General features: G+C 65.3%; 13 protein-coding genes. 7 read left to right on the top strand and 6 right to left on the bottom strand.

Annotated features, from left to right (window positions below; genetic code table 11):
- The first annotated feature begins 114 nt into the window (after window positions 1–114).
- Window positions 115–1,572, top strand: a complete 1,458-nt coding sequence (locus AC56DV_RS21565; RefSeq protein ID WP_496316272.1) for a DEAD/DEAH box helicase — start codon at window positions 115–117, stop codon at window positions 1,570–1,572.
- A 125-nt stretch (window positions 1,573–1,697) separates the two neighbouring features.
- On the top strand, window positions 1,698–2,150 hold the full coding sequence (locus tag AC56DV_RS21560; RefSeq protein ID WP_496316271.1) for a MarR family winged helix-turn-helix transcriptional regulator: 453 nt from the start codon (window positions 1,698–1,700) through the stop codon (window positions 2,148–2,150).
- Here AC56DV_RS21560 and AC56DV_RS21555 read toward each other — a convergent pair whose 3' ends face one another.
- From AC56DV_RS21555 to AC56DV_RS21545, 3 genes are read right to left on the bottom strand one after another with little or no spacing between them, the layout of a single operon-like run.
- Window positions 2,151–3,074 carry an ABC transporter permease gene (locus AC56DV_RS21555; protein WP_496316270.1) on the bottom strand — a complete coding sequence of 308 codons (924 nt, stop codon included), beginning with the start codon at window positions 3,072–3,074 and terminating at the stop codon, window positions 2,151–2,153.
- A complete protein-coding gene (locus AC56DV_RS21550) occupies window positions 3,071–4,159 on the bottom strand; it encodes an ABC transporter permease (RefSeq protein WP_496316269.1) in 1,089 nt (362 codons plus the stop codon). The genes AC56DV_RS21555 and AC56DV_RS21550 overlap by 4 nt, the downstream gene beginning before the upstream one ends.
- The gene (locus tag AC56DV_RS21545; protein ID WP_496316268.1) at window positions 4,146–5,741 is read right to left on the bottom strand and encodes an ABC transporter ATP-binding protein; all 1,596 of its coding nucleotides are present in this window, start codon (window positions 5,739–5,741) and stop codon (window positions 4,146–4,148) included. The genes AC56DV_RS21550 and AC56DV_RS21545 overlap by 14 nt, the downstream gene beginning before the upstream one ends.
- Window positions 5,742–6,030: 289 nt before the next feature.
- On the opposite strand from AC56DV_RS21545, the gene AC56DV_RS21540 reads away from it, so the two are divergent.
- The 4 genes from AC56DV_RS21540 to AC56DV_RS21525 all read left to right on the top strand — a co-directional run bounded on the left by AC56DV_RS21540 (window position 6,031) and on the right by AC56DV_RS21525 (window position 9,942).
- On the top strand, window positions 6,031–6,753 hold the full coding sequence (locus AC56DV_RS21540) for a GntR family transcriptional regulator (protein WP_496316267.1): 723 nt from the start codon (window positions 6,031–6,033) through the stop codon (window positions 6,751–6,753).
- 122 nt (window positions 6,754–6,875) lie between these two features.
- Window positions 6,876–7,736, top strand: coding sequence for an outer envelope protein (locus tag AC56DV_RS21535; protein WP_496316266.1), 861 nt, complete (start codon window positions 6,876–6,878; stop codon window positions 7,734–7,736).
- Window positions 7,737–7,761: 25 nt separating this feature from the next.
- Window positions 7,762–8,856 (top strand): BMP family ABC transporter substrate-binding protein, encoded by a 1,095-nt coding sequence (locus tag AC56DV_RS21530; RefSeq protein ID WP_496316265.1) that lies wholly within the window; start codon window positions 7,762–7,764, stop codon window positions 8,854–8,856.
- A 9-nt stretch (window positions 8,857–8,865) separates the two neighbouring features.
- Window positions 8,866–9,942 carry a Rieske 2Fe-2S domain-containing protein gene (locus tag AC56DV_RS21525; protein ID WP_496316264.1) on the top strand — a complete coding sequence of 359 codons (1,077 nt, stop codon included), beginning with the start codon at window positions 8,866–8,868 and terminating at the stop codon, window positions 9,940–9,942.
- A gap of 1 nt (window position 9,943) precedes the next feature.
- Here AC56DV_RS21525 and AC56DV_RS21520 read toward each other — a convergent pair whose 3' ends face one another.
- Genes AC56DV_RS21520 through AC56DV_RS21510 form a run of 3 tightly spaced genes read right to left on the bottom strand, consistent with a single transcriptional unit; the run spans window position 9,944 to window position 12,928 of the window.
- A complete protein-coding gene (locus AC56DV_RS21520; RefSeq protein ID WP_496316263.1) occupies window positions 9,944–11,212 on the bottom strand; it encodes a glycerate kinase type-2 family protein in 1,269 nt (422 codons plus the stop codon).
- Window positions 11,213–11,221: 9 nt separating this feature from the next.
- Window positions 11,222–12,130, bottom strand: coding sequence for a 2-hydroxy-3-oxopropionate reductase (gene glxR / locus AC56DV_RS21515; protein WP_496316262.1), 909 nt, complete (start codon window positions 12,128–12,130; stop codon window positions 11,222–11,224).
- A 27-nt stretch (window positions 12,131–12,157) separates the two neighbouring features.
- Window positions 12,158–12,928, bottom strand: coding sequence for an aldolase/citrate lyase family protein (locus AC56DV_RS21510; protein WP_496316261.1), 771 nt, complete (start codon window positions 12,926–12,928; stop codon window positions 12,158–12,160).
- Window positions 12,929–13,074: 146 nt separating this feature from the next.
- Here AC56DV_RS21510 and AC56DV_RS21505 point away from each other — a divergent pair, with 146 nt between their 5' ends.
- Entirely contained in the window at window positions 13,075–14,037 is a 963-nt protein-coding gene (locus tag AC56DV_RS21505; RefSeq protein WP_496316260.1) for a LysR family transcriptional regulator, read from the top strand.
- The last annotated feature ends 34 nt before the right edge of the window (window positions 14,038–14,071 follow it).

Genomic DNA, 14,071 nt, shown 5'->3' with positions numbered 1-14,071 from the left:
AAGCTTTTGTGCCGAAATTTCTAATCTGGTTTGTTAGAGTCATTTCGTTTGGTTGGCGTTGCTATTTTGCGTTCTGCGTTTTTGCATGAACGCTGATTTTTACGAAAGATAAGAATGACTTTTGAAGCACTTGGTATCAACACGTCCGTACTCAAAGCCCTGACCGACGCCGGCTACACCAAGCCTACTCCGGTGCAGGAGCAAGCTGTGCCCGCCGCTATCGCGGGCAAGGATCTGTTGGTATCCTCCCAGACCGGTTCCGGCAAGACCGCAGCTTTCATGCTGCCGTCGCTGACCCGTCTGGCCGCACTGCCGCCGGCTGCCGCCGGCAAGACCCCTAACCAGGAAATGCAAGCCGCCAAAGCACGCGGCGAGCGTCCACGTTTCAAAGCTGCACAGCCAAAAATGCTGGTGTTGACCCCAACCCGCGAGCTGGCCCTGCAAGTGACCACCAATACCGACAAGTACGCAGTGAACCTGCGCGGCATCAAGGCCGTGTCCATCCTGGGCGGTATGCCTTACCCTAAACAGATGCAACTGCTGTCACGCAATCCGGAAATCCTGGTGGCGACCCCGGGCCGCCTGATCGACCATATGGAATCGGGCAAGATCGATTTCTCCCAGCTGCAGATCCTGGTGCTGGACGAAGCCGACCGCATGCTGGACATGGGTTTCATCGACGACATCGAGAAGATCGTTGCCGCCACCCCGGACAGCCGCCAGACCATGCTGTTCTCGGCCACCCTGGACGGCGTAGTGGGCAATATGGCCCGCCGCATCACCAAGGACCCGATGGTCATCCAGATCATCAGCGCCGCCAACAAGCACGAGAACATCTCGCAGCGCGTGCACTTCGTGGACGACCTGTCGCACAAGAACCGCCTGCTGGACCACCTGCTGCGCGACGAAACGCTGGACCAGGCAGTGGTGTTCACCGCCACCAAGCGTGACGCCGACACCATCGCCGACCGTCTGAACATCGCCGGTTTCTCGGCAGCCGCGCTGCACGGCGACATGCACCAGGGCGCGCGCAACCGCACCCTGGACAGCATGCGCCGCGGCCAGGTGAAAGTGCTGGTGGCAACCGACGTCGCGGCACGCGGCATCGACGTTCCGACCATCACCCACGTGTTCAACTACGACCTGCCGAAGTTCGCTGAAGACTACGTGCACCGCATTGGCCGTACCGGCCGTGCCGGCCGCAATGGTCTGGCGATCTCGCTGGTGAACCACGCCGAAGGCATGAACGTGAAGCGCATCGAGCGTTTCACCAAGCAGCTGATCCCGGTCACGACGATCGAAGGTTTCGAGCCTAAGCGCACCGCGCCTCCGCGTTCGGCTGCCCGTCCAGGCGGCTGGAAACCAGGCGACAACCGTGGCGGCAAGCCAGGCCAGCGCAGCTTCAGCAAGCCGGGCGCTCCGCGCAAGGAAGGCGGCGGCTACCCGCGCGAAGGCGCCAGCACCGGCAGCGGCTACAACCGTGAAGGCGGCAGCTTCAACCGCGACGGCGGCGCTGGCGGCTACAAAGGCGCCCGCACCGACGGCGCACGCCGCAGCTACGGCGACCGTTAATCCGCGCGCTCAGCTCTAGATGAAAAGCCACCGAAAAAACCGGTGGCTTTTTTTTCGCCCCGGCCATATACTTGCTCACTCAATCATTTATCAATCATCAGTCAAATAACGTTCAAGGACTCATCATGGAAAACATTACCGGCGACGCCGCCCTCGACTTCTGCCTGCGCCTGGCGCGCGCGCAAGCGGCCATGGTGCGCCGCCTGGACGCGGCACTCGGCGGCCACTTCGGCCTGAGCTTCGGCGACTTCATGCTGCTCAACCATCTGGCCAAGGCGCCCGGCGGCCGCCTGCGCCGCGTGGACCTGGCCGAGCGCCAGGGCCTGACCGCGTCCGGCGTCACGCGCACCCTGCTGCCGCTGGAGAAAAACGGCATGGTGGCGCGCCAGCCGGACCCGCGCGATGCCCGCGTCGGCTACGCCGTCATCACCTCCGCCGGCCACGAGATGCTGGACAACGCCATGGTGACGGCGCGCGAAGTGAGCGCCGAACTGCTGCGCAATTCGGACCCGGCGCAGCTGGACACGCTGGCCGCCGTGCTGGGCAGCGTGGCCGGCATGAACCTCACCAATAGCTGACTAGTCCGCCTTGAAGTTCTGCCCCAGCGACATGGGCTTGTTCAACAGGATGGTCTTGGGATCGCGGCAAATGTAGACCAGCACCGCGATGGTCGCAAGGTAAGGCAACATGGACAGGAACTCGGACGGTACCGCGATGCCCAGCCCTTGGCCATGAAACTGCAGCACCGTCACGCCGCCGAACAGGTAAGCACCCAGCAGCACGCCGCGCGGCTTCCACGTGGCGAACACCACCTGCGCCAGCGCGATCCAGCCGCGGCCGGCCGTCATGCCCTCCACCCACATCGGCGTCAGCGCCAGCGACATGTAAGCGCCGGCCAGCCCCGCCATCGCGCCGCCGAACAGCACGCAGCCGTAGCGCAGGCCGATCACGTGGAAACCGACCGCGTGCGCGCTGTGCGGCGACTCGCCAACCGCGCGTATCAGCAGGCCAAGCCGGGTACGCGCCAGCATCCACCCCGCCGCGATCACCAGCAGCACCGAGGCGTAGACCATGCCGTCGAAGCGGAACAACAGCGGCCCGATGAAGGGCAAGTCCGACAAAACCGGCAAGGACAGTTTGGTCAACGGCTCCACGGTCTGCCCCACCAGCCCGCGCCCGAGGAAGGCCGACAGACCGATGCCGAACAGCGTTAGCGCCAGCCCGGTGGCGACCTGGTTGGTCTGCAGGGTGAGCACCAGGAAGGCGAACAGCAGCGCCATCCCCGTGCCCGCCGCCATCGCGGCCACCAAGCCCATACCCGCGTTGCCGGTGCCCAGCGTAACGGAGAATCCCACCACCGCCCCCACCAGCATCATGCCCTCCAGTCCCAGATTCAGCACGCCGGAGCGTTCCGCCACCAGTTCCCCTACGGAGGCGAACACCAGCGGCGTGGCCGCGCCTGCGGTGCTGGCAAGGAACGCGATCAAATATTCCGGGTTCATGCTGTTTCTCCCTGCAGGACCGTAGCGGCACGCTGGCGCGGCTTGAAGCGGTAGTGAATGAACAGGTCGGCCGCCAGCAGATAGAACAGCAGCAGGCCCTGGAACAGACCGGTGATGGCATTCGGCAGCTGCAGCTCGATCTGCACCGATTCGCCGCCGATATACAGCAGCGACATCAGCAGCGACGCCAGCACCACGCCCAGTGGATGCAGCCGGCCGACGTAGGCGACGATGATGGCCGCGAAGCCATAGCCCGGCGACACGGAGGGCTGCAGTTGACCAATCGGTCCCGCCACCTCGCCCACGCCGGCCAGCCCGGCCAGCGCGCCGCTGATCAGGAAGGCGCCCCACACATTGCGCCGCTCGCTGAAGCCCGCGTAAGCGGCCGCCATCGGCGCCATGCCGCTGACCTGCATACGGTAACCCGCGAAGGTGCGCGCGCAGAAGAACCAGGCCGCCACGGCCAGCGCCAGCGCCAGCGGCAACGCCGCATTGACGCGCAAGCCTTCCGCCAGCAAGGGCAGCAGCGCGGAATCGCCGAACATCTTCGACTGCGGAAAGTTGAAACCAGCCGGATCGCGCAAGGGGCCGTGCACCAGGTAGCTAAGGTACAAATAGGCGACATACACCAGCATCAGCGACACCAGGATTTCACTGGTGTTGAAGCGCGTGCGCAGCAGCGCGGGGATGGCGGCCCACGCCATGCCGCCCAGCGCGCCGGCCAGCAGCATCAGCGGCAACACCCACCACGCCTCCACGCCGTCGAAGTACAGCGCCACGCAGCCGGCCGCAATGGCGCCCATGGTGAGCTGGCCGTCGGCGCCGATGTTGGCGACATTGGCGCGGAAGCCTAGCGCCAGCCCAACGCCGCACAGGATCAGCGGCGTGGCTTTGAGCAGCAGTTCGCCCACGCCGTACATGCTGGCGGCGGGCTTGATGAAGTAGACGTAGAACGCGTGCAGGGGTTCCTGCCCCAGCACGTAGAACAGCACTGAGCTGGTGACCAGCATGGCCAGCGCCGCGATCAGCGGCGAGGCCAGCATCATCGTGCGCGACGGTTCGGGGCGGGCTTCAAGCCGGGACATGGTTTTCTCCTTGCGATTGTTCGGTGGCGGCGGGCCCGGCGCTGAAATCGCCGCTCATCCACACGCCGATCTGGTTGACGCTGGAGTCGGCCACGCGCACCGCGCGCGACAGCCGGCCCTTGGCCAGCACGGCGATGCGGTCGCTCATCATGAACAGTTCGTCGATCTCCTCGGACAGCACCAGCACCGCCACGCCCTGGTCGCGCAGGTCGATGATGGCCTGGCGTATCAGCATGGCGGCGCCGATGTCCACGCCCCAGGTGGGCTGCGCCAGCACCATGACCTTGGGTGCCAGCGCGATCTCGCGGCCGACAATGAATTTTTGCAGGTTGCCGCCGGACAGGCTGCTGGCAACGGACGCCTCGCCGCCGCATTTGACGTCGAAGCGCTCGATCACCTTGCGCGCGAAGTCCTTCACGGCGCCGTAGCGTATCAAGCCCTTCCTCACCATGCCGCTGGCACCGGCCGGCACATAGCCGGTCAGCAGCGCATTGTCGGCCAGCGACAGGCCCGGCACCGCGCCGCGCCCCAGGCGTTCCTCGGGCACGAAACACATGCCCAGTTCGCGCCGCTGGGCAGGATCGAGCCTGCCCGCCGGCTGGCCGAGCAGCTCCAGCGCGCCGGCTGCCGCCAGCGGCAGCTCGCCGGAAATCGCCTTCAGCAATTCCTGCTGGCCGTTGCCGGACACGCCGGCGATGCCGACGATCTCGCCGCTATGCAGCTCCAGCCCGATATCCTTGAGCACCGTGCCGAAAGGGTCGATGGTGGCCAGGTTCAGTCCCTTGAGCGCCATGCGCACCTCGCCCGGCTTGCGCGGCGCGATGCGGCATACCGGCAGCTCACGGCCTATCATCAGCTCGGCCAGCGAACGCGCGCTTTCTTCGCGCGGCACGGCCGTGCCGGACACGCGCCCGCCGCGCAGCACGGTCGCCTGGCCGCACAGCGCCCGGATCTCATCGAGCTTGTGGCTGATGTACAGGATGCTGCAGCCCTCGGACGCCAGCCGCCGCAGCGACTCGAACAGCTTGAGCACCGCGTCCGGCGTGAGCACCGACGTGGGTTCGTCCATGATCAGCAGCTTCGGATGCGCCAGCAGGCAGCGCACGATCTCCACCCGCTGCCGCTCGCCCACCGACATGCTGTGCACCAGCCGCTCCGGGTCCAGCGGCAGGCCGTATTCCTCGGACACCTTGCGGATGCGCGGCGCCAGTTCGGCCGGCGTGGCCCGTTCGTCCAGCGCCAGCGCGATGTTCTCGGCCACGGTGAGCGTGTCGAACAGCGCGAAGTGCTGGAACACCATGCCGATGCCCAGCTTGCGCGCGGCCGACGGCGAATCGATGCGGACTTGCTTCCCCTCCCACAGGATCTCGCCGCCGTCCGGCTGGGTCACCCCGTAAATGATCTTCATCAGCGTGCTCTTGCCCGCACCGTTCTCGCCCAGTACGGCGTGTATCTCGCCCGGCATCACCGTGAGGTTGATGTTGTCGTTGGCCACGACCGAGGGATAGATCTTGGAAATGCCCAGCATCTGCAAGCGCGGCTCTGCGCGCGGCGGGGACGTCGGGGCTGCGGTTCGATTCATTTGTCGATACTCCTGACTGCGGTTGTATACAACTGAACGTTATGCAAGTTGCATACCATGCATGCAAGGGCATGATGTGAGGAGCCCGCCGTTACGGGCCTGCCGTCGCAATGTCCGCCGCCCGCATTTGGCGCACCGCGCACCAAAAAGGATAGTGGACAGTAGCATCTTCACCACGATTGAACTTAACTGTATACAGAATTGTCGTGAAAGGCGCAGCGTATCGTACACAATGTGAGCACGAATCCTGCATATAGCTGTTTCACCACAGAACAGGAGACTCCACACCATGAGTAAGCAGCCGCCGTCCAAAGCCGCCGCGGACGCGCCCACCAAGCGCGGCACCACGGCAGTGGACCTGCGCATACACCGCGCCGTGTTCAACGCCGTCATGAGCCACCGCCTGCCGCCCGGCACGCACCTGGGCGAAGCGGATTTTTGCGAGCTGTACCAGGTAAGCCGCACCACCGTGCGCAAGGCCCTGCAACGGCTCGCGCACGAACACATTATCGAACTGCGGCCCAACCGGGGCGCGGTGGTCGCCTCGCCCACTCCGGCCGAGGCGCGCGACATCTTCGCCGCGCGCCGCGCCATCGAGCGCGCGATCGTGCCGCTGGCGATACGCAACGCCACGCCCGCCTCGCTGCAGCGTATCCATGCGGCGCTGGTCGAAGAGGACGAGGCGCGCCGCAGCGGCGACCGCGCCAGTTGGATACGCCTCGGCGGCGAGTTCCATTTGCTGCTGGCCGAGCTGGCCGGCAACCAGGTGCTGCAGCGCTATATGGCGGAGCTGGTGTCGCGCTGTTCGCTGATCATCGCGCTCTATGAAAGCCCCGGCACGCACATGTGCGAAAACGACGAGCATAAACGCCTGGTGGCGCTGATAAGTGAAGGCGAGGAAGCGCAAGCCGTGGCGCTGATCGAACATCACCTGGTGGAGATCGAATCGCGCCTGAACCTGGGCGCGTCGGGCCGCAAAGTGAACCTGGCCGACGCCCTGGCCGGTTTCTGACCGGCCCGGACGGCGCGCAACCGGTGCCGCATCTGGCCCGGTTATTGCTATGCCGCATCTGGCCCGGTTATTGCTAAAGAGGTAGGCAGTCATACCATACCAACCAACGAGGGAGTTAGAGCATGTCCAACAAGTTATTGAAGACCGCAGTCGTTTCAGTCATCGCCATGCTGGCCGGCAGCGCGCAAGCAGCGGACTGGAGCGACACCTCGCTGAGTTACCGCTACGGAACAGACTTCGCCGAACCGTTCAATCCGGCCGACATCAAGAAGAACATCGTCAACCTGAGCCACGTCAGCGGCTACGCCTACGGCAAGAACTTCTTCAGCGCGGACATGCTGTTCTCGGACAAAAACGATCCCTCGGCCGTGGGGGCCAGCAGCGGTGCGCACGAGGTCTACGTCCTTTACCGCCACACGCTGGACCTGGGCAAGGTCACCGGCAGCAATTTCAAGATGGGTCCCATGCGCGGCCTGGGCTTCACCGCCGGTTTCGACATGAACACCAAGACCGATGCGGGCTACAACTCCAAGAAGCGCATGGTGGTGGCCGGCCCCACGCTCAATCTGGACGTGCCGGGCTTCCTCGACGTCAGCCTGCTGGCCCTGTGGGAAAGCAACGCGCCCTATAGCGGCTTCTCGAAAGTGAGCACGCCGCGCTACGACTACGACGTGCATCCGATGCTGACGGCGGCCTGGGGCATTCCTTTCAGCGCCGGCATACCGCTGTCGTTCGAAGGCTACGCCAACTACATCGCCAGCAAGGGCAAAGATGAGTTCGGCGGCGCGACCAAGCCGGAAACCAACATCGACATGCAGATCATGTACGACATGAGCGCTGCCGTGGGCGCCGCCAAGAACACCTTCAAGGTCGGCATCGAGTACCAGTACTGGAGGAACAAGTTCGGCAACGACCATAAAGGCCCGGCGGGCCGCGGCGCATTCGCCAAGACTCCGATGATACGCGCCGAATACCATTTCTGATCCGCTTCCACCAAACCCTGAGAGGATGAACACGATGAATCGCCGTAAACTGCTTGCCGCCGCACTGGCCACCCTGGCCGCCACCGCCTCCTTCCACTCCGGCCTTGCTCACGCTGAGGAACCGCTGAAGGTGGGCTTCGTCTACGTCGGCCCGGTCGGCGACGCCGGCTGGACTTACGCGCACGACCAGGGCCGCCTGGCCATGGAAAAAGCGCTGGGAGCCAAAGTGAAAACCACCTTCGTCGAGAGCGTGCCGGAAGGCGCGGACGCCGAGCGCGTGATCCGCAAGCTGGCAGCCGACGGCAACAAGCTGATTTTCACCACCTCCTTCGGCTACATGAACCCAACCGAGAAAGTGGCGAAGACCTTCCCGAAAACGGTCTTCCTGCACGCCACTGGTTTCAAGACCGGCAAGAACATGGGCACCTATGAAACGCAGCTCTATGAAGGCGCCTACCTGAACGGCATCCTCGCGGGCAAGATGACCAAGTCCAGGACGCTGGGCGTGGTGGCCTCCTTCCCGATCCCGGAAGTGGTTCGCAACATCAACGCCTTCACGCTGGGCGCGCAAAGCGTGAACCCCGGCATCAAGACGAAAGTGATCTGGGTGAACTCGTGGTATGACCCGGCCAAGGAACGCCAAGCGGCGGAAACCCTGATCGCGCAAGGGGCCGATGTGCTGAACCAGAACACCGACTCGCCGGCCACGCTGCAGGCGGCGCAGGAAAAAGGCGTCTACGCCTTCGGCTGGGATTCGGACATGAGCAAGTTCGCGCCCAAGGCCCACCTGACGGCGGCTACCAACAACTGGGGCGACTACTACACCGAGACCGCCAAGGCCGTCATGGCCGGCACCTGGAAAAGCGGCGAAGTGCGCGGCGGCCTGAAGGAGGGCATGGTCAAGATGTCGTCGCTGAACGCGGCCGTGCCGGCCGATGCCGCCAAGGCGTTCGAAGAGAAGAAGGCGGCCATCACTGCCGGCAAATTCCACCCCTTCCAGGGTCCGATCAAGGACCAGTCGGGCGCCGTGAAAGTGGCAGCGGGCGCGGTGATGCCTTTGAAGGAACTGCTGTCGCTGAACTACTACGTGCAGGGCGTCGAAGGCAGTATTCCCAAATAAGGAGCGCGCATGAACCCGCACGATACCGCGCTGTACAACGACTGGCACCCGGTTGCCGCTGCCGCCGCGATCGGCGGCGTGGCTGGCGGCGCCATCGTGCGGGCGCAATTGCTGGATTTGCCGCTGGCGCTCTGGCGCGACAGCGCCGGACGGATCAACGCCTGGGAGGACCGTTGCCCGCACCGGGGCACGCGGCTGTCCCTGGGTACGCTGCAAGGCGACACACTGCGCTGTGCCTACCACGGCTGGAGCTTCGGGAGCACGGGCAGGTGCGAGCACATCCCCGCCCTGCCCGACCTTGCGCAAGCCAATCTGAAGGCGCAAGTGGCAACCTTCCACGCGCAGGAGCGCTACGGGCTGGTGTGGGTTTGTCTCGGCACGCCCGCAGGCGAGGTGCCGCCCTTCCCCGAGTTCAGCGATGCCCGGCTGCGCAAGGTGCTGTGCGGCCCCTACGATGTACAGGCCGCAGGTCCCCGCATCGTCGAAAACTTCCTCGACATGTCGCACTTCGCGTTCGTCCACGAAGGCATACTGGGTGAACAGGAGCGCGCAGCTATCGCCAACTATACGGTCGAACAGTTCGACGACGCCGCGTACGGTAAAGGCGTACGCGCGGTCCAGTGCCGCGCGTGGCAGCCGCAAGCCAGCAAGGACGCGGCGGCCGGCATGGAGGTCGAATACACTTACCGCGTGGTGCGCCCGCTCACCGCTATCCTGACCAAGCTGCCAGCCGGCCCGGCGGCGGCCGGCGGCGGCACGAACGCAGCTTGCGCCGCCGCCCCAGACACTGCGAGCGCCCGGGAAGCGCCTTCCGACGCAATCAGCTTGCACGTGCAGCCGTTGACGGAAACCACTTCCCGAGTCTGGATCATGCTCGCGCTGAACGACTTCACTTCACGCGACGAAGAGCTGCGCCACTTCCAGGACACCATCTTCCTGCAAGACCTGCCCATCGTGGAGAGCCAGCGGCCGCAGCGCATGCCCCTCACGCCGGGCGCCGAAGTGTCGGTAGCCTGCGACCGCATGTCGCTGGCCTACCGCAGCTATTTGAAAGCACAGGATGTGCGCTACGGCGTGATCCGGTAAATCACTGCTGCGGTTCGACGTAGATGGCGCGGAAGTCGTTCACGTTGGTCAGCGTCGGCCCGCACACCACCGACGCGCCTATCGCCTGGAAGAAGCCGTGGCCGTCGTTGTTGGCCAGGCTTATCCGGGGATTGATGCGCAAGCTCCACGCCTTCTCCAGCATGTCCGGCCCGATGATGGCGCCGGCGATTTCCTCCTGGCCGTCCACGCCGTCCGTGTCGCAGGCGATGGCGTAAATGCCGGGGTGGCCGTTCAGCGACACGCCCAGCGACAGCAGGAATTCCACGTTGCGCCCGCCCCGGCCGCCGCCGCGTATCGTCACCGTGGTTTCGCCGCCGGACAGCAGCACGCACGGCGCTTCGAACGGCTGCCCGCGCATGGCCACCTGGCGCGCCATGCCGGCCATGACGATGCCCACGTCGCGCGCCTCCCCCTCGATGCTGTCGCCCAGGATGTAAGGCACGATGCCGGCCTTGCGCGCCACCTCGGCTGCCGCCTCCAGCGCGATTTGCGGCGCCGTGATGAGGCGGATTTCGCTGCGCGCCAGGCGCGGGTCGCCCGGCTTGATGCTTTCGCTGGCGCCCGACTCCAGCAGCCGCGTCACCGCCTCCGGCACCGAGATGCCGTAGCGCTGCAGGATGGCCAGCGCATCGGCGCAGGTGGTGGCGTCGCCGCAGGTGGGGCCGGACGCGATGTCGGCCGGGTTATCGCCCGGCACGTCCGAAATCAGCAGCGTGACCACGCGCGCCGGATGGCAGGCCGCAGCCAGCCGCCCGCCCTTGATGGCGGACAGGTGGCGCCGCACGCAATTCATTTCGCCGATGGTGGCGCCGCTTTGCAGCAGCGCGCGGTTGATCTCCTGCTTGACCGCCAGGTCCAGTGCCGGATCCGGCAGCGGCAGCAGCGCCGAACCGCCGCCGGAAATCAGGCAGATCACCAAGTCGTCCGCCGTCAGCCCCTGCACCATGCCGAGGATGCGGCGCGCCGCCGCCATGCCGTTCGCGTCCGGCACCGGATGCGCCGCTTCGGCGATCTCGATGCGTTCGCACGGCACCGCATAGCCGTAGCGCGTGACCACCAGCCCGCTCAATTCACCCGGCCAGTGCTGCTCCAGCACGCGCGCCATCTCGGCCGAGGCCTTGCCCGCGCCGATCACCAGCGTGCGCCCGCGCGGCGGCTCGGGCAAGTGCGCCGGAAGGCACAGCGAGGGCTGCGCCGCCGCCACGGCGGCGTCGAACATGCTGCGCAATAAAGTGGCTTGAGATGTCATGAGCGTATCCTATTCAGGCAGCTTGGCGCCGATCTGGTAGTTTGCCATGATCTCCAGCGCCCGCACCAGCGCCGAATGGTCCCAGGCCTTGCCGCCGTGCGCCGCGCAGGTGTTGAACAGCTCCTGCGCCGTCGCCGTATTGGGCAGGCTCACGCCGATGGCGCGCGCGCTGCTCAGCGCCAGGTTCAAATCCTTCTGGTGCAGTTCGATGCGGAAGCCCGGATCGAATGTGCGCTTGATCATGCGTTCGCCGTGCACTTCCAGGATGCGCGAGGCGGCGAAGCCGCCCATCAGCGCCTGCCGCACCTTGGCCGGGTCCGCGCCCATGCGCGAAGCGAACAGCAGCGCCTCGCCCACCGCCTCGATGTTCAGCGCCACGATGATCTGGTTGGCTACCTTGGTGGTCTGGCCGTCGCCGTTGCCGCCCACCAGCGTGATGTTCTTGCCCATCAGTTCAAACAGCGGCTTGACCGCGTTGAACGCCTCTTCGCTGCCGCCCACCATGATGGTCAGCGTGGCGGCCTTGGCGCCCACTTCGCCGCCGGACACCGGCGCGTCCAGGTACTGGCAGCCCAGCGCGTTGATGCGCTCCGCGAACTGCTTGGTTTCAATCGGCGAAATGGAGCTCATGTCCACCACCGTCTTGCCGGCGCTCAGGCCCTGCGCCACGCCGCCTTCGCCGAACAGCACCTCGGCCACCTGCGGCGTATCCGGCACCATCAGGATGATCACGTCCGCCTTCTGCGCCACTTCCTTGCTGCTGGCGCAGGCCACCGCGCCCAATTCCACCAGCGCGGGCGGCAGCGCCTTGCGCTGCAGTACGAACAGCTCGTGGCCGCCTTTCAGCAGATTCGCCGCCATCGGCGCGCCCATGATGCCGAGACCGATAAAGCCGATTTTAGTTACGCCATTACTCATATCCATGCTCCTCTTGATGGGCCGCGCTCAGGCGGCGTTCTTGAATTTTCCGGCCAGCGCTTCGGCGCCGCGCGCCAGCAGCCCGATGTCGCTGCCTACCGCAGTGTAGGTGCAGCCGGCCGCGATGTAGCGGCGCGCCAGCGCCTCGTCCCCCATCAGCACCCCGGCCGCCTTGCCGGTGGCGACGATGCGGCGCACCGCGCCCTCAATGGCGGCCACCACGTCCGGGTGTTTCAGGTTGGCCAGGTGGCCCATGGAGGCGGCCAGGTCGCCCGGGCCGATGAAGATGCCGTCCACCCCCTCCACGGCGGCGATTTCCTCGATATTGGCGATCGCCTCCGGCGTTTCCACCTGCAGCAGCACGCAGATATCGTCGCTGCTGGTGGCCCAGTAGTCTGCCACGCGGCCATAGTCGGAGGCGCGCGCCGCCGTCGAAAAGCCGCGCACGCCGTGCGGCGGATAGCGCGTGGCGGCCACCGCCTGGCGCGCCTCCTCCGCGTTCTGCACGAAGGGAATCAGCAAGGTCTGCGCGCCCACGTCCAGCAGCCGCTTGATCACCACGGTGTCGTTCCACGGCGGGCGCACGATGGGCTGGGCCGATCCCTGCGCAATCGCCTGTAGCTGCGAATGCACCATGGGCAGCTCGTTGGGCGAGTGCTCCATGTCCAGCAGCAGCCAGTCGAAGCCCGCATTGGCCAGCACCTCCACCGTGACGTTGCTCGACAGCCCAGACCACAGGCCGATTTGCAGCGTGCCGCTCTTCAGCGCCCGCTTGAAATGGTTGATCCGTTTGCTCATGCCACTGCTCCTTGGAAAGGTTGGTGATATTTGTACAAACACTAAGTTGTCAGTCGTCATATGACTTGACTTAGTATATGCTGCAATGCAGAAGCAGCGCAAGAAATGAAATACAATCGCACTCTCTCGTTTGCGCTGGATCAAGCATGGAAACCAAATGGCTGGAAGACTTCATCTCGCTGGCCGAGACCAATAACTTCAGCCGCTCCGCCTCGCAGCGGCACGTGACGCAGCCGGCTTTCTCGCGCCGCATCCAGTCGCTGGAAAACTGGCTCGGCACCGACCTGGTGGACCGCACCTCCTACCCCACCCGCCTGACGCCGGCCGGCCTGGTGTTCTACGAGCAGGCGCTGGAAATGCTGGGCCAGATCAACGGCGTGCGCGAGCTGCTGCGCAACAAGCGCGCCGCCGCCATGAACAGCATCGACCTGGCCGTGCCGCACACGCTGTCGCTGACCTTCATCCCGAAATGGATCACCCAGCTGGAGACCGACTTCGCCCCCATCAACAGCCGTTTGATGGCGCTCAATGTGCACGACGCCGTGCTGCAGCTGGTGGAAGGCGGCTGCGACCTGCTGCTGTGCTACCACCATCCGCGCCAGCCGGTGCAGCTCGATCCCGGCCGCTACGACATGCTGGTGCTGGGCCGCGAAGCCATGCGCGCCTACGCCCGCTGCGACAAGACGCGCACGCCCGAGTTCACGCTGCCCGGAACCAAGCAGGCGCCGCTGCCCTTCCTCTCCTACACCAACAACGCCTACCTGGGCCGCATGGTGGAGCTGATCCTGGCGGACACCAAGACCGCCCTGCACCTGGAAAACCATTACGAAACCGATATGGCGGAAGGCCTGAAAATGATGGCGCTGGAGGGACGCGGCATCGCCTTCCTGCCCGAATCGGCCGTCACGCGCGAGCTGAAACAGAAGCTGCTGGCGCCCGCCGACGGCGGCGTGCAGGACTGGCAGATCGAAATGGAAATCCGCCTGTACCGCGAACGCCCTTCGCCCTCGCGGCCCGGCAAATTCATCGTTTCGCGGCTGTGGGACTACCTCGAGAGCCTGCAGAAAACGTCCGACAAAAAGCGCCGCGTGCCGGCCTCGGAACGTTAATTTTTACTCAACGATTGTAACGTTATGCTTTTTT

The sequence above is a fragment of the Massilia sp. BGA-UO-ETr-WB1 genome, assembly GCF_059567845.1.
Note: the sequence above shows the minus strand (reverse complement) of the source record. Positions and strands in the feature narration are given on the sequence as shown.